Source organism: Streptomyces sulfonofaciens, assembly GCF_014656295.1.
Taxonomy (GTDB): domain Bacteria; phylum Actinomycetota; class Actinomycetes; order Streptomycetales; family Streptomycetaceae; genus Streptomyces; species Streptomyces sulfonofaciens.
Genome location: NZ_BNCD01000011.1, coordinates 24,986 through 42,056 on the forward strand (window position 1 = coordinate 24,986; position 17,071 = coordinate 42,056).

Below are 17,071 nucleotides of genomic sequence, written 5' to 3' on the forward strand. Positions count from 1 at the left end.
GGCGGGCCCCGGCCCTGTCGGGGAGACCACCCGGCGGGCCCGGGCGGGCGGGGTGGCTGTGCGGGGATTGCGGAAAGGTTGCGCCACGGCCTTGACGGCCACTTTGGTCTAGTCCAAATATGTACGCACGTCCGCCGTCCCGGTGCCCCAACGGGTTCCCCCCGGAACCTCCCACCGCCGGAGCCGGTGGCCCCCCCCACGCCGTCATGGAAGGACAGACACGACTATGCGCCGTCTCTTTGGCATGCCCACATCTGGAAAGCCCGGCTCCCGGGCCGCGGTGGGAGCGGCGGTGGCCGCGCTCGCGATCGGCACCGCCGTCGCGGTGATGCCGTCGGCCTCCGCGGAGCCTGCGCCCGAGCCGGCGGCCGCCGGCTTCGCGCCGTACACGGACATGTCCAACTCCAACGAGAACCTGCTCGACACCGCCATCACCGAGCACGGCGTCAAGTCGTTCACCGCCGCCTTCGTGCTCGGCTCCGGTTGCAACCAGATCTGGGGCGACACCCTCCCGGTCGGCGACGACTCCAACACCGACCCGCTGATCGAGAAGGCGCAGTCCGAGGGCGCGTCCGTGATCATCTCCTCCGGCGGGGCGGCCGGCCTGCCGCTCGCCTGGACCTGTACGGACCAGGGCGCGATCGAGGCCGGCTACCAGAAGATCATCGACTCCTACGGCGTCAACTCGCTGGACTTCGACATCGAGGGCGGCGCGATCGCGGACACCGCCGCCGCGACGCGCAACATGCAGGCGATGAAGAACCTCAAGGCCGCCAACCCCGACCTGACGTTCTCCGTCACCCTCCCGGTGCTGCCCGACGGCCTGACCGCCGACGGTGTCAACATCATCAAGGCCGCCAAGGACGCCGGCGTCAAGATCGACGTCGTCAACATCATGACGATGGACTACTACCAGGGCGACCAGGACATGGGTAAGGCGGCGATCGCGGCCGCCCAGGCCACACTGGGTCAGATGCAGTCGGTCGACTCCAGCTACGGCTACGCCAACCTCGGCATCACCCCGATGATCGGCGTCAACGACGACAACTCCGTCTTCTCGCTGGACAACGCCTCGTCGGTGGCGAGCTGGGCCGCGAGCAACGGCGTCGGACGGCTGGCGTTCTGGTCCGCGAACCGCGACACCTCGTGCGCCTCGGCGGCCCGGCAGGGCGTCAAGAAGCCCGACGCGTCGTCGACGTGCAGCGGAGTGGACCAGGGGCAACTGGCGTTCACCGACGCCTTCAACGGCGCCTGATCCAGGGCTCCGAGGGGCGCCCGTGCTCCTTCGGGGGCGGACCGCGCCCCGCCGGGGCGCGGGGACCGGCGCGGGCGTGCCGGCGGCCGGCGGCATGGACCAGCCGCCGGCCGGCAGCCGGGGACCGACGGACATGCCGGGACGCGGCCGGGACGGTGCCGGGAGGCGGGGGCGGCGCTGGAACGCGGCGGGGTCGGTGCCGGGACGCGGTGGGGTCGGTGCCGGGACGCGGTGGGGTCGGTGCCGTGACCCGGCCGGGGCGGTGCCTGACGGGCCCGGTCCCGGGCCCGCCGTCTGCCGTGGACCGGCGCACCGCCGCCTCGGCGCACGGTCGCCCTCAGCGCGCCGTCGGCTTCGGCGCCCGCTCCTTCGCCGCGGGCCGCCGCGCCAGCGCGGCCCGGCACGGCCGCGTCCTCGGGCGCTGCGGGCGGTCCGCGGGGGCCAGGGCGGGCAGGCGCACCGTGAACCGGGCACCGGAGCCGGGCTCGCCCTCCGCGTGGACGGAGCCGCCGTGGCCGTGCACCACCTCGCGCACCAGCGCCAGGCCGATACCGAACCGCCGCCCCCGCCCGGTGTGCCCGTGCGCGAACCGCTCGAAGAGGTGCTCGGCACGGTGCGGTTCGAAGCCCCCGCCGGTGTCCCGCACGGTGAGCACGACGCTGCCGTCGCCGTGCGCGCCGACGGTGAGCGTGACACGGCCGCCCGGCGGTGTGTGTCCGATGGCGTTGTCGACCAGTGCGGAGACGGCCCGGCGCAGCGCCGACGGCACGCCCGCGACCAGGTGCGGTCCGCCCTCCGCACGTGCCGTGAGCGTCAGCGCGTCAAGGCCGGCGCGCACCTGCTCCTCCCGGCAGATCTCCTCGGCCAGCGCGGCGAGGTCCACCGCGACCGTCAGGACCGGGGCGTGGGGCAACCGGGCGGACAGCAGCAGGTCGTCGATCACATCGCCCAACTGCCGGCTGGTGGCGACCAGTTGCCGCAGGTCGGCGGCGACCGGCTCGGGCAGCGCCAGCGTGCCCGCGAGCCGCACCAGGAGCTGCGCGCGGGTGTGCAGCCGGGTCAGCGGGGTGCGCAGTTCGTGGCTGGCGTCGGCGACGAAGCGTCGCTGGCGGGACAGCGCCTCGCCCAGCGGCGCCGTCGCCCTGCGCGCCAGCAGCGTCCCGAGGAGGGCCGCGCCCGCAAGTCCGGCCGCCTCGGCCGCCGCGACGGCCATCAGCAGGTGGTGCCGCTCCTGCCGGGCGTACCGCAGATCGCGCACCGCCTGCACGACGTCCCGGCCGCGGTGCGTGGTCAGCACCCGGTAGTGCGCACCGCCCACCGTCACGTCGCGTGAGACGTCGCCGCGCCCGGCCCTGACCTGCCGCACCGCGGCACGCACCGGGAAGCCCGCCGGAGTGCCGGGCGACCGGTACGTCGCGGCACCGTGCGTGACGACCAGCCAGACGCAGGCCGGCGGTGCGGACACGTCGGCGTACCGGGCCGCGTACCGCAGGTCGCGGCTGATGTCCGACGACTGCCCCCGGGTGGTCACGGCGTAGATGACACCGCCCACCACCAGCAGGAGCACCGCGGCCACGGCCGTCACCCAGGCCGTGATCGCCCGCCGGGCACGGGCCAGCATCCGGGTCTGCCCGCCGTCCGGCACGTGCGGCCCGGCCGGTGCGCCCCGGGCGCGGGTCACAGCCCGCCCAGCCGGTAGCCGAGGCCGTGCACCGTTCGGATCACACCGCGGCCCAGCTTGCGCCGTAAGTAGTAGACGTACGTGTCCACGAGGGAGTCCGCCGAGGCGCCGGCGAAGATCCGGCTGTGCAGGTCGCGACGGGCGTAGACGGTGCGCGGGTGGCTGGCGAGCAGCCGCAGCAGTGCGAACTCGCGGCCCGACAGCGGCACCTGCGCACCACCGGGCAGCCGCACCTCGCGCCTGGCCACGTCCAGCTCCGCGGCGCCGACCGCCAGCACCTCCGCCGCATCGAGGTGGCGCCTGAGCAGCGCGCGCACCCGGGCCAGCAACTCGTCCACGTCGAAGGGCTTGCCCAGGTAGTCGTCGGCGCCCGCGTCTAGGCCCGCGACCCGGTCCGCGGCGTCGCCGAGCGCGGTCAGCACCAGGACGCGGGCGGTGATCCCGGCCCGGCGCAGGCGCCTGATCAGGTCGACCCCGTCGGCCGCGGGCAGCCCGCGGTCCACCACCATGACGCGGTGCACCCGGTCGAGGGCGAGGTGCAGTCCCTGCTGTGCGTCCAGCGCCACGTCGACCCGGTAGCCCTCCTGCGTGAACAGGTCGGCCAGCATCCGGGCCTGCTCGGGGTCGTCCTCGACAACGAGCAGACGCCGGTCCTCCGTTGTGGCGGATGGTCTTTCTGACACCGTCCGTGCCTCCAGGTGTGCTCCGGTGCCGCCCATGCTGGACCGGACGGCCGCGGGGCCGCAACGGCACGCCGGCACGGCTCCCGAGGGCGCCCCGGCGTCAACCCGCCGGCCCGGCCGGGTGTTCCCGCGCGCCCCGGCCGCACCCGCCCGCCGGTGCCGCGGCCACGGGGCGGCACGCGACGGCCGCGGGCCGGCCGCACAGCGGCCGCGGGACGACCCGGTGACGACCTGCCACCGCTGCGGAACCGTGGTGGAACCGCTCCCGTACCGCTCCCGAACCGCTCCGGGTCGGCTCTGGGACGGCTCTGAGATCCGCGCGCTAACGTCGCGCGCGCATGGCGTCCGCACTGTCCCCCGCCGCGCCCCTGGAGGCCGCAATTGACGCGTGAACCGCTGCAGCAACCGGTGACAGGAACCGGGTGGCAGGTCGTGGACGGGCCGCCGGGTGACCGGGAGTCCGCGCCGCGGACGGTGCCGGTGCCGGGGCCGTCGGCCGCCGGCCGGGAGGCGTCGTGCTGAGCGGGCGGCCCGGAGCGGTGAAGGGGGCCGCGTTCGGCCTCGGTTCGCTGCTCGTGGTGGTCGGCGTGCTGCTGCACTTCCCCTCGTACCTCGGCGTCCGCGACGACGGCTTCATGATGGCGGACATGGGGATGGACCCGGCCATGACCACCGGCATGGTGCTCATCCTGGTCGGCCTGGCGGCCGCGGGCTGGGGCCTGCTGCCGACCCGCGCACAGGTCAGGGCCCGGGCGGCCAAGGCGCCCACCGCGCGCTTCACGGCCCTGGACACGGCGAAGTTCACCGGCGCGCACCGGGCCCTGGTGACCGTGCTGACCGTGGCCCTGGTGGTGGACACCATGAAGCCCGCGTCGCTCGGTTTCGTGGTGCCGGGGATGCGCATGGAGTACGACCTCAGCGCCGACCAGGCCTCGCTGCTGCCGCTGGTCGCGATCGTGGGCACGGTGGTGGGCTCCCTGGTGTGGGGCTGGGCCGCCGACCTGTACGGGCGGCGCTCGACGGTACTCATGTCCTCCCTGATGTACGTGGCGACGTCCATCTGCGGGTTCATGCCGTCGTTCCAGTGGAACCTGGTGATGTGCTTCCTGATGGGCATGGCAGCCGGCGGCATGCTGCCCACGGTGTACTCGCTGATGTCGGAGTCGGTGCCCTCCCGGCACCGGGGGTGGCTGGTGGTGGCGCAGAGCGGGTTCAGCGCCGCGGTGGGCTACCTGGTGGCGAGCGGCTGCTCGACGCTGCTCGTGCCGCACTTCAGTTGGCGGGTGCTGTGGCTGCTGAACCTGCCGACCGGGCTCCTGCTGCTGATGCTGCGCCGCTGGATCCCCGAGTCGCCGCGGTTCCTGATCGCCTCCGGGCGAGAGGACGAGGCGGCGCAGATCATGGCGCGCTACGGCATCCGGGCGGTCGCCACCACCGACCGGGACGCCGACGCGCCGACCGGGGCGCCGGCCGCCGCGCCCGCCGTACCCCCCGTGCCCGCCGCGTCCGTCCTGGCCCCCGCACTCGCCGTGCCCCCCGCTTCCGCCGTGCCCGACGCACCTGACGTCGCCGCAGGGCCGAACAGGCTGACGACGCTGGTGTCCCCGGCGTTCCGGCGGCAGACCGGTGTCATCGTGCTCTTCGGAGTGAGCTGGGGACTGGTCAACTGGGGCTTCATCACCTTCCTGCCGACCTTCCTGAGCGCCGCGGGGGCCGGCACCCACGCCAGCTCGCTGCTCTTCGTCTCGTCGGTGTTCGCGGTGCCCGCCACGGGTGTCGCCGCGGTGCTGTACGCGCGGTGGAGCAGCAAGAAGGCGATGATCGGCTACGCCGTCGCGACCGCACTGGTGCTGGCGGGCTTCGCCGTGCTGCGGCCGGAGCGGCCCGGGCACGGCACCGCCCTGGTGGTGCTGACGGCCCTGCTGCTGAGCGCGGCGGGCGGCATGATCGCGCTGCTCGCGCCCTATGCGACGGAGGTGTACCCGACGGCGCTGCGGGCCACCGGCAGTGGGGTGGCCGCGGCCGGGAGCAAGGCCGGCGGCCTCTTCGGGCCGCTGCTGCTCACCTCCGCACCCGGCATCGAGGGCCTCGCGGTGGTCTGCGTCGTGCCGCTGGTCGCCGCAGGGCTGGTGCTCGCCAGATACGGCGCGGAGACGCTCGGCAAGCCGCTGGTCGAGACGGCCACAGGACCTGCGCCGGGCCTGCTGAAGGAGCCCGCGGACACCTGAGCGCCGCCGCCCCGCCGTGCCGTCCTGTCGCCCCGCCGTGCCGTCCCGTCGCCCCGCCGCGCCGCGCCGTCCCGTCCCGTCCCGTCGCGCGGTGTGACGGAGCACGGGGGCGCGGCGGGATCAGACGTCCGCGGGCCGGACGGAGCCGAGGGACGCGGCGCGTCCGCCGTCGACGGGGACGACGGCTCCGGTGACGAAGGAGGCGTCATCGCCGGCGAGGAAGGCGATGACCCCCGCGATCTCCGCCGGTGTGCCGGCCCGGCCGAGGGGGGTCCTCGCGACGATGGGGGCCAGCGCCTCCGGTCCGGCACCGGCGGTCCGGGGGGTGTCGACGAGGCCGGGCGCGACCGCGTTGACGCGCACCCCCTCTGCGGCGTGGTCAAGGGCCATCGACCTGGTCATGCTCTCGATCGCGCCCTTGCTGGTGTTGTAGGCCACCCACCCGTACTCCGCCCGGTCCCCCTGGACGGAGGACACCTGCACGATCGAGCCGCGTCGGAGGGCCAGTTCCGGCAGCGCCGCGCGGGCGAACAGGTACGCACTGGTGACGTTCGTGCGCAGCAGATCGGCCCACTCCTCGGGGTCCACCGCGGCCACGTCGCCGCGCAGGGCGTTGCCCACGTTGTTGACCAGGACGTCGAGGCCCCCGAAGCGGTCGACGGCGGCGGCCACCGCCCGCCCGGCCACCGCCGGATCACCGGCGTCGCCGGCCACCAGGTGCAGCCGGTCGTCCGGCAGGCCGGCAAGGGCCTCGCGCAGCCTGCCCTCCGTGCGGCTGACGGCCACGACGTTGCCGCCCTCGGCCAGGAAACGGTGGACGGTCTGACGGCCTATCCCCGAGCCGGCGCCGGTGACGATGATGGTCTTCCCGGTGAAACGGGACATTCCGGTTTCCTTGTCTGTGCTGTCGGGTGCCCGTGCTGCCGGACGTGTGCGAGCCGCCTGGTGTGCCTCGGTGGCGGTCAGGGCGCCAGCACGATCCGGCCGCCCACCTGCCCGCTCTCGATGCGGCGGTGCGCCTCCGCGGCCTCGGCGAGCGGCAGGGTCTCGGTGCGGATGTCGACCAGGCCCCGACCGATCGCCTCCAGGGCGGCCCGGGCGGCGGGGGCGGCCTGCTCGGGGTGGGCGGGCAGGTAGAAGCCGACCGAGAAGCCGAGCAGGGCGAGGTTTGCGCCCCACAGGGCGTTGGTCTGCACGGTGTGCTCCCAGTCGCCGCTGGCGTTGCCCACCAGCAGTATCCGGCCCAGCGGCGCCATCACCGCCAGCGTGTCCGTGCGCAGCCGGCCGCCGACCGGATCGACGGCCACGTCGAAGCGCTGGTCGCCGACGGCCTCGACGAGGTCCTCGGCGACCACGATGTCGTCGTAGGGCAGGGCCGAGGCACGCGCGGCGGCCAGCGAGGGACGGCGGACGGTGCCGACCACGCCGGAGGCGCCCAGGACGCGGGCGACACCGGGAAAGGCGGAGGCGAGCCCGCCCAGCGCGCCGTGCACCAGCACCCGCTCACCGGGCTCCAGGTGCGCCACCCCGGTGAGGGCCAGGTGGGCGGTGGCGGCGTTGGGCACCGCGGCCGCCGCCAGCGCCGGGTCCACGCCGGAGCCCTCCAGACTGACGGCGAACACGGCGTCGACGACGGTGACGGAGGCATAGCCGCCGTCGGCCCCGGTGGCCGACAGTGTCACCACCGGCTCCCCGACCCTGAGGCCCTCGACGCCCTCGCCGAGCGCCCGGACCGTGCCGGCCACCTCCAGGCCGGGCACGTAGGGCGGCTGCGGCAGGCCCGGCCGTGACTTGTACTGGCCCTGCCTGATGAAGGCGTCGACCAGTCCGACGGCGGCGTGGCTGACGTCGATCGCGACCTCGCCGGGCCCGGGCACCGGATCGGGCAGCTCCTTGAGCTCGAAGACCCCGGGGCCCCCGAAACGTGTGACGACGGCAGCGTGCACGACCGTTCTCCTCTCGTGGCCGGGAGCACCGCGCCGAGGCGGCAGGTGCCTCCCTTTAACGCAATAGGATTGCGTTACCTGCACGCTAACACACCCGGGAGCCCTTAACGCACTCCGGCAGCGTTACCTTGGTGGGATGCACCGTCGAGCCCGCTCCCAGGAGGCCAAGCTCCGCCGCGCCGAGGACCTGCTGGAGGCCGCGGGCACGCTGGCCGCCCGCCTCGGAGGAGTGCGCCACGTCACCCTCGCGGCCGTCACCGAGGCCGCCGGCCTGCACCCCTCGGCCGTCCGGCGCTACTTCGCCAGCAAGGAGGAACTCCTCCTCGAACTCGCGGAACGCGGATGGGGCCAGTGGTGCGACACGCTCACCGCACGGCTCGCCGGCGCCCGCGGCCTCACACCGCCCGAGACCGCCGCGGCCGTCGGTACCACCCTCGCCTCGCTGCCGCTCTTCTGCGACCTGCTCACCCATGTGCCGCTCAGCCTCGAAGGCGAGGTCGACATCGAGCGCGCGCGCCGCTACAAGACCCGTTCGTTCGCGGCGTACGACACCATCGTCGACACCCTGACCGCCACGGGAGCCATGACCGCGGAGCAGGTCCACGACCTCATCGCGGCGGCGCTGGGCATGACCGCCAACCTCTGGCAGCTCTCCCACCCCACGCCCACCCTGGCCCGGCTCTACGCCCAGGAGCCCCGCTGGGCCCATGCCGCGCTCGACTTCGAGGACCGCCTCGTCCGCCTCCTCCAGGCCACCGCCGTCGGACTCGCCTCGGCCGGCGGCCCGTCCCTCTAGCGCCTCCGGACCGGGTGGCCGTGCCGCGGCCGCCCGGGAGCGGACGGCGGGCCCCGTGGCCAGGGATCCCGGGCCCGCGCCCGGGCCGACCACCGGCGTGCCGCGTCCGGCGGCGCGTCGCGTCCGACGGCCTCCCCGCGCCAAGGCGGCCGGCGCCCCCGTGCTGCCGCACGTGCGCCCCCGGCGGCCCGGGCGATCGCGGACGAGCGGCACGCGCGGGCGGGCGAGTGGCACGGGTGGGCGGACAGCCGCGGCGGGCGGACCCCGCGCGGGTGGACGGGTGCCGTCAGGAGGCGGCGCGCGAGAGGGCGTTCGCGGGCCGGGGCGGTGGGCCGCGTGCCCGCGCGGGGGCCGTCGGCCGGTGGGCCGCTCACGCGGTCGACCGACGCCCTGCACGGGTCGCCGCGCGTGGAAGGATGGGCGCACCGCCGCCGCCCGTGCGGCGGGCGGCGAGGGGCGGCATGGCAGTGGGCGCAGCCGGCGGCGCGGGCCGGCCCGGCGGACGGCAGGTCAGGGAGCTGTGCGCCCGGGCGGAGCGGCTGCACGAGGCCGCCAGGGCGCTGCTGGCCGACCACGCCCGGGCCCGCGAGGCCGTGCGCGGCGCCGTGCGGCCCCTGCGGGACGAACTCGTCGACCGGGAGCTGGCGGCCATCCCCGTCGCACGGCTGAAGGACGCCACCGGGGGCCGGCTGCGGCTCGCCGCGCTGGAGGAGGCCGGCTTCGACTCGGTCGGCCGGGTCCACGCGGCCGGCAGGTGCGAGCTGCGCCAGGTGCCCGGCGTCGGCGCCCAGACCGCGGACCAGGCCCTGGCCGCGGCCCGGCAGATCGCCCGTGCGGTCGGTGAGACGGTGGCGGTGCGGATCGACGTGGACCATCCGCGGCCGCGCACCACCGCACTGGTCACCGCCCTGCACAAGCTGGTCGGCGCCGGGCCGCAACTGAGCCGGGCGGTGGGCGCGGCGCAGCGGCTGGACACCGCCCTGGCCGCGCTGCTGCCCGCCGCGCAGCCGGCCGCGAGCCGGCTGCGGATGCTGCTGGCCGGACGCGGGAAGCGGGCCGGTGCGCTGGCGGCGGTGGCCGACCTGCGGGCGCTGACCGAGCGCACCGCGGAGCGCGGGCTGCCGCTGCTGCTCGCCCAGGTCGGCGCCGACCTGCTGCGCGAGCCGGCCTCCGAGGTCGAGGCATGGGTCGACTTCGAGCTCCGCTCGGCCGAGTACTACAGCCTGCTCGCCGAGACCGACGAGGCACCCGGTGACGGCGGCGACCTCGCGGCGGCCCAGGGCTTCCTGCCCCTGGAGGTGGCCGAGCGGGTCCGCGCGCAGGCCCTGGACGACACCCACTGCCGCGTCTCCCTGCGCGGCTACCAGGCATTCGGCGCGCGCTTCGCCCTGGTGCAGCGCCGGGTGATCCTCGGGGACGAGATGGGCCTCGGCAAGACGGTGCAGGCCATCGCGGCGCTCGCGCACCTCGCCGCCGGGGGGCACCGCCACTTCCTGGTGGTGTGCCCGGCGAGCGTGCTCATCAACTGGACCCGTGAGATCACCTCGCGCAGCGCCCTGAAGGCGGTGCCGGTGCACGGCCCCGAGCGCCATGACGCCTACGCCGAGTGGCGCACGGGCGGCGGCGTCGCGATCACCACCTTCGACGTCCTGCACGCACTCGCCGTGCCGGACGTGCCGGACGTGTCGGAGGCACCGGACGCGCCGCTCGCCGCCGCCGTGTGCGCGGGCGCGGACACCGTCGCCGGACGCCCGGCGCCGGGCGCGGCACCGCAGGCGGAGCGGCCGGCGGATCCGGTCCCGCTGCCCGCGCTGCTCGTCGTCGACGAGGCGCACTACGTCAAGAACCCGCAGACCAGGCGCTCCCGCGCGGTCGCGGCGTGGGCCGGGCGCTGCGAGCGGGTGCTGTTCCTGACGGGCACTCCGATGGAGAACCGCGTGGAGGAGTTCCGCAGCCTGGTCCGCCACCTGGGGCCCGAGCTGCTCCCGGGCTTCGAGGGCCGCAGCGCGGCCGCGGGCTCCCAGGCGTTCCGCAGGGCCGTCGCCCCGGCCTATCTGCGGCGCAACCAGCAGGACGTGCTCACCGAGCTGCCCGCGCTGTTGCACGTGGACGAGTGGGAGGAGCTCGGCGCGGCGGACCGTGAGGCATACCGTGCGGCGGTCGAGGCCGGGAACTTCATGGCGATGCGCAGGGCCGCCTACGCCCACCCGGCCACGTCGGCGAAGCTCCAGCGGCTGTGCGAACTGGTGGCCGACGCCGCGGGCAACGGTCTGAAGGCGGTCGTGTTCTCGTACTTCCGCGAGGTCCTGAGCACCGTCCGGCTCGCCCTGGAGAGCGGGAGGGGCCGGGACGACCGGTGTTCGGGGCCGGTCTTCGGACCGGTTTCCGGCGAGATGCACGCGGCGCGGCGGCAGCGGACGGTCGACGACTTCGGCGCGGTCGAGGGGCACGCGGTACTGCTCTGCCAGATCGAGGCGGGCGGCGTCGGGCTGAACCTGCAGGCCGCCTCGGTGGTGATCCTCTGCGAGCCGCAGGTGAAGCCCACCCTGGAGCACCAGGCGGTGGCCCGCGCGCACCGGATGGGCCAGGTGCGCACCGTGCGGGTGCACCGGCTGCTGGCCGCGGGCAGCGTCGACGAGCGCATGCTCGCCGCCCTGGAGGACAAGGCCCGGCTCTTCGACGCCTACGCCCGCCGCAGCGACATGGCCGAGGCGACCCCGGACGCCGTGGACATCTCCGACGGCACCCTGGTCCGGCACATCGTCGAGGACGAGCAGCGCCGACTGGCCGTGCGGACGGCCTGCGCAGCCGCTCGTGCGGGCTCCGGCGAGGCGGGGCCCCCGGCGCCCTGACCGGGCGGCGGACCTGTCCTGGCCGGGCGCCGGCGGGTGGCCCGACCGGGCACCCGGGAGAACGGCCGCGACGGTGCCCGGCGGCACCGGCCGGGACGGGCAGCCGGTGCCGCCGGCCACGCCCCGGCGGGACGGACGGCCGCCCCGGTACCGGGGCGGGGACGGCAGCCCCAGCCGAGGTGGGGGACGGCAGGGGGTGTGGACCGCCGTCCCAGGGCCGGGAGCGAGGCAGCCGTCCGCCACCGGGAGCGGGGCAGCCGTCCGCCGGCGGGCCCGGTCGGCGTGCTCTCAGTCCGTCTCCGGTGCCGACGCCGGTGCCGGTGCCATACCGGTCTTCAGACCGGCCCCGCACAGCGGTACCACGGCGGTGCGCGCGCCCTCGCCGCGGAAGGCGTCGTGCTCCCTGACGGCCGCCCAGCACGCCACGCCCGTCGACTCCACGTACAGGCCCCGCGCGGCGAGGTCACGCTGGGCGTGCCGGATCTGGTCCTCCGTCACGGTGAGGAAGGTGCCGCCCGAGGCGCGGACCGCCCGCAGGATCTGGCGGGCGCGCGGCGGGCGCGGGACGGCGATGCCCTCCGCCAGGGTCGGCCCCGCCGGGGCCCCCTGGAGCAGGTCGTCCGCGCCCTCCTGCCAGGCCGCGGCGAGCGGGGCGACGGCGGCGGCCTGCACCGCGTACAGGGCGGGCCGACGGCCGATCAGGCCCGCCGCGTACAGCTCCTCCACGGCGAGGGACGCGCCCAGCAGCAGCGTGCCGTTGCCGACGGGTACCACCAGCACATCCGGCAGGCGGCCCCCCATGTCCTCCCACAGCTCGTGGACGTAGGTCTTGGTGCCGTGCAGGAAGTACGGGTTGTGGACACGGCTGGCGTAGAAGGTGCCGGGCTCGTCGGCCGCACCGCGCGCCACGCCCGCCGTCGCCTCCCGATCGCCCGGCACCACCTCGACGCGCGCCCCGTGCGCCGTTATCTGCTCCAGTTTCTTCGCCGAGGTGCCCCGCGGGACGTGGACCGTGCAGGGCAGTCGGGCACGCGCGCAGTACGCGGCGATCGAGGTGCCCGCGTTGCCGCTGCTGTCGGCGACCACGCGGCGCGGCCCGAGCCGCAGCGCCAGCTCGGCGAGCAGCACCGCGCCGCGGTCCTTGAAGGAGAGCGTGGGCATGAGGAAGTCGAGCTTGGCCGAGATCCCCTCCCGCAGCGCCACCAGGGGGGTGCGGCCCTCGCCCAGCGAGACCGACGGGTCGTGCAGCGGCAGCGACTCGGCGTACCGCCACAGGGAGCCGACCCGGCCGGCGAGGGACTTCAGGGGCGCGGGGGTCGGCATGAAGTCCAGGTCCAGGGGGCCGGCGCAGACCGGGCAGCACCAGGCGAGCGAACCGGTCGGCACCCGGGTGCCGTCGTCCGGGCAGTAGCGGTCGGGCGAGGCTGTCATATGCGCAGGGTAATCAGCGGTACCGACGGCGGGGCCGGGGCGGAGGCATCGGTGGTGTCGGCGTGTGACCGGGACGTACGGCATCCGGGCGGCAGACACCGAGGCACCCTCCCGGGTGAACGATTGAGCGGCGGACAAAATCCCAGGTGCGCGGGCGTGTAATCACTTCGAGTGATTCTCTGGCCTTTACTTGCGGTAACAACCCTCGGTTGCCACGCTGTTGCTGTCTGTCAATCTGATGGGAGTGGCCCGTGACATTCGGTGAACAGCCGGCGTACCTGCGTGTCGCAGGTGATCTCCGCAAGAAGATCGTCGACGGTTCGCTTCCGCCTCACACCCGCCTCCCGTCGCAGGCCAGGATCCGCGAGCAGTACGGCGTCTCCGACACCGTCGCCCTGGAGGCGCGCAAGGTGCTGATGGCGGAGGGGCTGGTGGAGGGCCGGTCGGGGTCGGGCACGTATGTGCGCGAGCGGCCCGTGCCGCGCCGCATCGCCCGCTCCGGCTACCGCCCGCCGGGCGGCGCCACCCCCTTCCGGCAGGAGCAGGCCGACGCGGCGGTGCGCGGCACCTGGGAGTCGCGCAGCGAGCGGGCGGAGGCGGGCGCGGGGATCGCCGAGCGCCTCGGCATCGCCCAGGGCGATCCCGTGATGTGCACGCACTACGTGTACCGCGACTCGTGCGACGTCCTGATGCTCTCCACTTCCTGGGAACCCCTCGCCCTCACCGGCCGCACCCCCGTGATGCTCCCCGAGGAGGGCCCGCTGGGCGGCATGGGCGTCGTCGAGCGGATGGCCGCCATCGACCTGGTCGTGGACAACGTCACGGAGGAGGTGGGCGCGCGCCCCGGCCTGGCGGAGGAGCTGGTCGCGCTCGGCGGCGTCCCCGGGCACGTGGTGATCGACATCCGCCGCACCTACTTCGCGTCCGGCCGCGCGGTCGAGACGGCCGACGTCATCGTGCCCGCCGACCGGTACCGGCTGGCGTACCACCTGCCGGTGCGCTGAGCGGCCGGTGCCCTGCGGTGCGCGGGCGGCCCGGCCCTCGGGCGCGCGTGCGGCGCCCGGTGCGCGGGCCGTCCAGAAGTCCTGTCCGAACTTGTTGGTATGCCTGCGCATCGGCTGGGTAAGCGCACCTCACCGACGAGATGGGGAGGACGCAGTGTCCATGGCGACCCGGGTCCCGACTGGACTCGCGCAGGCGGAGGTTGAACACACAGGACACCAGGAGAGCGCCCACGAGCTGCCGCACGTGGAGAACGCACTCGCGGTGGCACCGAAGGACGCCCGTGAGCTCTCCAAGCTGTTCTTCGCCCGTATGGCGGAGCTGGAAGAAGGCACACACGAATACCAGGACGTACGCAACACGCTGATCGAACTGAACCTCGCCCTGGTGAAGTTCGCCGCCACCAGGTTCCGCACCCGGTCCGACCAGATGGAGGACATCGTCCAGGTCGGCACCATCGGGCTCATCAAGGCCATCGACAGGTTCGAGCTCAGCCGCGAGGTCGAGTTCGCCTCGTTCGCGATGCCCTGCATCATCGGTGAGATCAAGCGCTTCTTCCGCGACACCAGTTGGGACGTCCACGTCCCGCGTCGCCTCCAGGAGCTGAGGATCGACCTGGCCAAGGCCAACGAGGCGCTGTTCCAGCGCCTCGACCGCTCGCCCACGCCCGCCGAACTCGCCGCCCACCTGGGCCGCGACGAGGAGGAGATCATCGAGGGCATCGTGGCGGCCAACGCCTACACGGCCTCCTCGCTCGACGCGCCGCTGGACAGCGGGAGCGACGAGGGCGGTGAGAGCCTGGGGGACGTGCTCGGCGTGCCCGACGAGGAGATGGAGGTCGTCGAGAACGTCCAGGCCCTCAAGCCGCTGGTCGCGAAGCTGGGGGAGCGGGACCGGAAGATCCTCAGACTGCGATTCGGCGAGGAGATGACCCAGGCCGAGATCGGTGCTGAGCTGGGAGTCTCCCAGATGCACGTCTCGCGCCTGCTGACCCGTATCACCACGCGCCTGCGCGAGGGGATCCTCGCCGCGGACTGAGTGCCGTGCGCGGCGGTCGAATGCCGTGTTCGAGGATCGGGTGCCGGGCCGCGGCCCGGGTGCCGTCCCGCGGTCGCCCGTGGTTCGGCCGCCTCCCGTGAGCGCGCCCGCAGTCAGGTGCCGTCCCGCGGCTCGGGCGGCCCGCGACGGAGCGAGAGCCGCCGGCGACCGGCGGCCGACCGACCCGCTTCCTCCCGCGAGCGCGACCCGGGCTCCGGCCCGGGTCCGGGCGCCGGCTGGCGGGCCCGCCCGTCCATGGACCGACCCGTTCACGGGCCCGCCCGCCGCGGGCCCGCTCCCGTGGGTCGGCAGCGGACGACCGTTGCCCGCGGAGGCAGGTGATGGCGAGCACGGGTGACGCCGGGCGCGTCCCCGTCCCGTGAGTCCTGCCCCCTGTGCGTCCCGCCCCGTGCGTCCTGCCCGCGTGCGGGCCCCGCACAGGGCCCCATGCGGGCCCGCCTGGTGCCGCGCCCGCACCACCTGCGCGTGACCCATGGCCCTACGCCCCCGAGTGCCCGTATGCGCCCTCACGGCTGGGCATGGCCGCGTAAAATGCCCTCCAGCCCCGTGATCATGGGCCCGTTCCGCTTTTCCGTCTCGCAGCCGTCTTGCGTTTCCTGGCTGGTCGCGTACCTCTTTGTGTAATTCCGTATCCGCTGAGTAAAGGTCGGGCGTAGGCTCGGGCATATGCGTGGTGCGGTTTCCTTGGCGATCGGGACCGGACGCCGACCGGGGACTCGGAGAGGGAAGGGGGTGGAGGAGCGCGATGAGCGAGAGCACGACCCCGCTGGTCTGGCTGGTCATACGCAAGGATGACAATGGCAACCGCTACCGGATCGGCAGCTATGCGACCAAGGCGGAGGCCCAGCAGATAGCGGACAGGCTCGACGACCGCGGACCCAAGCAGTTGTACTGGGTCGAGCGCGCGGGCCAGGGCGGCGCCCAGTGAGCACGCCCGCACCCTTCCCGTAGGCTCCGCTCCATGACGCTGCGGACCATGACGACGGTACGGATCGCGGGCCGATGACGGAGCGGATCGTGGTGGCGGCCGCCCTGCTCGATCGAGGACGCCTGCTGGCCGCGCGCCGCAGTGCGCCTCCCGAGCTGGCCGGCCGCTGGGAGCTGCCCGGCGGCAAGGTGGAAGCCGGCGAAGTCCCCGAACAGGCGCTGGTGCGGGAGCTCCGCGAGGAGCTGGGCGTCGAGGCCCGGCCGCTCGAAAGGATCTCCGGGAGCTGGCCCCTCGCACCCGGCTGGACGCTCCAGGTGTGGACCGCGCGGCTCGTGACGGGCGAGCCCCGCCCCCTCCAGGACCACGACGCCCTCCGCTGGCTCGCCCCCGCCGACCTCTGGCACGTTCCCTGGCTGGACCAGGACGTTCCCGCGGTGCGCGAAGCCGCGCGGCACGCCTGGCCGCCGGAGCCCACCGCACCGCCCGCGCCCCCCGAGGCCCCGGCGCCCCCCAGCCGCACGGGGCGGCGCCTGCCGGGACAGCACCTCGGGCGTGCGGAGCCCTTCTGAACGGGCGCCTTCGGGCGAGCCGTGCCCCGGCGACCGGGCTTCCGGCCCGCGCGGACGGCCGGGGGCACGGGAGTACGGAGTGGGAGGCGTACTCGCGGGATACCCAGGGTGATAATCGGGTATTTCCAACCAAGAGCCTCCATGTCCCTGTCTGCTTACTTTCGAGGTGATCGGCGTGATCGACATCGCCGGTGACTGCGTCCAGTGGACCTTTCCCGCGGACCCGTGCGCCGTGGCCACCGCCCGCGCCCGGGTCCGCGGCCAGTTGGGGGACTGGGGCGTCGAGGCCGTCGCCGACGTCGGGGCGCTGCTGGTGAGCGAGTTGGTCACCAACTCCCTGCGCTACACCGCGGGCCCCATCGTCGTACGGCTGGCCCGCCCTCCGCTGCGGCCCGGCGCCCTGCTCGTGGAGGTCTCCGACCCGGTACCCGACCTGCCCTCCTTCCGGATCCCCGCAGCGGACGACGAGAACGGCCGCGGGCTGCAGTTGGTGGCCGGGCAGACCAGCCGCTGGGGCGCGCGCCAGGCCGGTACGGGCAAGGCCGTGTGGTTCGAGCTGTCCCTGCCCGGTTAGAAGACAGGGAGTGCCGGTCCCACAGGCCGAAAAGAGTTGGGACCGTGCTGTGATCGTGAACACCGTG

Annotated in this window: 14 protein-coding genes; 9 read left to right on the top strand and 5 right to left on the bottom strand. The window is 74.8% G+C overall.

The window, feature by feature from the left end; genetic code table 11:
• Positions 1–226 precede the first annotated feature (226 nt).
• A complete protein-coding gene (locus IE313_RS18660) occupies positions 227–1,255 on the top strand; it encodes a chitinase (protein WP_229924757.1) in 1,029 nt (342 codons plus the stop codon).
• A 337-nt stretch (positions 1,256–1,592) separates the two neighbouring features.
• Here the strand turns inward: IE313_RS18660 and IE313_RS18665 are convergent, their stop codons facing one another.
• Together IE313_RS18665 and IE313_RS18670 are read right to left on the bottom strand one after the other, a co-directional pair.
• Complete coding sequence (locus IE313_RS18665) at positions 1,593–2,936, bottom strand: sensor histidine kinase (protein WP_189933637.1); 1,344 nt, start codon at positions 2,934–2,936, stop codon at positions 1,593–1,595.
• Complete coding sequence (locus IE313_RS18670) at positions 2,933–3,619, bottom strand: response regulator transcription factor (RefSeq protein WP_268256717.1); 687 nt, start codon at positions 3,617–3,619, stop codon at positions 2,933–2,935. The genes IE313_RS18665 and IE313_RS18670 overlap by 4 nt, the downstream gene beginning before the upstream one ends.
• 515 nt (positions 3,620–4,134) lie before the next feature.
• Here IE313_RS18670 and IE313_RS18675 point away from each other — a divergent pair.
• Positions 4,135–5,847: an MFS transporter gene (locus IE313_RS18675; protein ID WP_189933640.1), complete on the top strand. Its 1,713-nt coding sequence runs from the start codon at positions 4,135–4,137 to the stop codon at positions 5,845–5,847.
• A gap of 120 nt (positions 5,848–5,967) precedes the next feature.
• On the opposite strand, the gene IE313_RS18680 is transcribed toward IE313_RS18675, so the two are convergent.
• Both IE313_RS18680 and IE313_RS18685 read right to left on the bottom strand, forming a co-directional pair.
• The gene (locus tag IE313_RS18680; RefSeq protein WP_189933642.1) at positions 5,968–6,732 is read right to left on the bottom strand and encodes an SDR family NAD(P)-dependent oxidoreductase; all 765 of its coding nucleotides are present in this window, start codon (positions 6,730–6,732) and stop codon (positions 5,968–5,970) included.
• 77 nt (positions 6,733–6,809) lie between these two features.
• The gene (locus IE313_RS18685) at positions 6,810–7,793 is read right to left on the bottom strand and encodes a quinone oxidoreductase family protein (RefSeq protein ID WP_189933644.1); all 984 of its coding nucleotides are present in this window, start codon (positions 7,791–7,793) and stop codon (positions 6,810–6,812) included.
• A 136-nt stretch (positions 7,794–7,929) separates the two neighbouring features.
• On the opposite strand from IE313_RS18685, the gene IE313_RS18690 reads away from it, so the two are divergent.
• The gene (locus IE313_RS18690; RefSeq protein ID WP_189933646.1) at positions 7,930–8,589 is read left to right on the top strand and encodes a TetR family transcriptional regulator; all 660 of its coding nucleotides are present in this window, start codon (positions 7,930–7,932) and stop codon (positions 8,587–8,589) included.
• Between the two features lie 461 nt (positions 8,590–9,050).
• Positions 9,051–11,441: a DEAD/DEAH box helicase gene (locus tag IE313_RS18695; protein ID WP_189933648.1), complete on the top strand. Its 2,391-nt coding sequence runs from the start codon at positions 9,051–9,053 to the stop codon at positions 11,439–11,441.
• A gap of 288 nt (positions 11,442–11,729) precedes the next feature.
• Here IE313_RS18695 and IE313_RS18700 read toward each other — a convergent pair whose 3' ends face one another.
• Positions 11,730–12,872, bottom strand: coding sequence for a threonine synthase (locus IE313_RS18700; protein WP_189933650.1), 1,143 nt, complete (start codon positions 12,870–12,872; stop codon positions 11,730–11,732).
• A 251-nt stretch (positions 12,873–13,123) separates the two neighbouring features.
• Between IE313_RS18700 and IE313_RS18705 the strand changes: the two genes are divergently transcribed.
• The 5 genes from IE313_RS18705 to IE313_RS18725 all read left to right on the top strand — a co-directional run bounded on the left by IE313_RS18705 (position 13,124) and on the right by IE313_RS18725 (position 17,004).
• The gene (locus IE313_RS18705) at positions 13,124–13,876 is read left to right on the top strand and encodes a GntR family transcriptional regulator (protein WP_189933652.1); all 753 of its coding nucleotides are present in this window, start codon (positions 13,124–13,126) and stop codon (positions 13,874–13,876) included.
• A gap of 160 nt (positions 13,877–14,036) precedes the next feature.
• Entirely contained in the window at positions 14,037–14,912 is an 876-nt protein-coding gene (locus IE313_RS18710; protein WP_189933654.1) for a SigB/SigF/SigG family RNA polymerase sigma factor, read from the top strand.
• 766 nt (positions 14,913–15,678) lie between these two features.
• On the top strand, positions 15,679–15,861 hold the full coding sequence (locus IE313_RS18715) for an SPOR domain-containing protein (RefSeq protein ID WP_189933656.1): 183 nt from the start codon (positions 15,679–15,681) through the stop codon (positions 15,859–15,861).
• A gap of 74 nt (positions 15,862–15,935) precedes the next feature.
• Positions 15,936–16,430: a (deoxy)nucleoside triphosphate pyrophosphohydrolase gene (locus tag IE313_RS18720; protein ID WP_189933658.1), complete on the top strand. Its 495-nt coding sequence runs from the start codon at positions 15,936–15,938 to the stop codon at positions 16,428–16,430.
• A 166-nt stretch (positions 16,431–16,596) separates the two neighbouring features.
• Entirely contained in the window at positions 16,597–17,004 is a 408-nt protein-coding gene (locus IE313_RS18725) for an ATP-binding protein (protein WP_189933660.1), read from the top strand.
• Positions 17,005–17,071: the final 67 nt, after the last annotated feature.

Bases quoted from the DNA above. Each gene is read 5' to 3' on its own strand.
- IE313_RS18660 (WP_229924757.1), top strand. From the start codon at position 227: ATGCGCCGTCTCTTTGGCATGCCCACATCTGGAAAGCCCGGCTCCCGG.
- IE313_RS18680 (WP_189933642.1), bottom strand. From the start codon at position 6,732: ATGTCCCGTTTCACCGGGAAGACCATCATCGTCACCGGCGCCGGCTCG.
- IE313_RS18690 (WP_189933646.1), top strand. From the start codon at position 7,930: ATGCACCGTCGAGCCCGCTCCCAGGAGGCCAAGCTCCGCCGCGCCGAG.
- IE313_RS18695 (WP_189933648.1), top strand. From the start codon at position 9,051: ATGGCAGTGGGCGCAGCCGGCGGCGCGGGCCGGCCCGGCGGACGGCAG.
- IE313_RS18700 (WP_189933650.1), bottom strand. From the start codon at position 12,872: ATGACAGCCTCGCCCGACCGCTACTGCCCGGACGACGGCACCCGGGTG.
- IE313_RS18710 (WP_189933654.1), top strand. From the start codon at position 14,037: ATGGCGACCCGGGTCCCGACTGGACTCGCGCAGGCGGAGGTTGAACAC.
- IE313_RS18715 (WP_189933656.1), top strand. From the start codon at position 15,679: ATGAGCGAGAGCACGACCCCGCTGGTCTGGCTGGTCATACGCAAGGAT.
- IE313_RS18720 (WP_189933658.1), top strand. From the start codon at position 15,936: ATGACGGAGCGGATCGTGGTGGCGGCCGCCCTGCTCGATCGAGGACGC.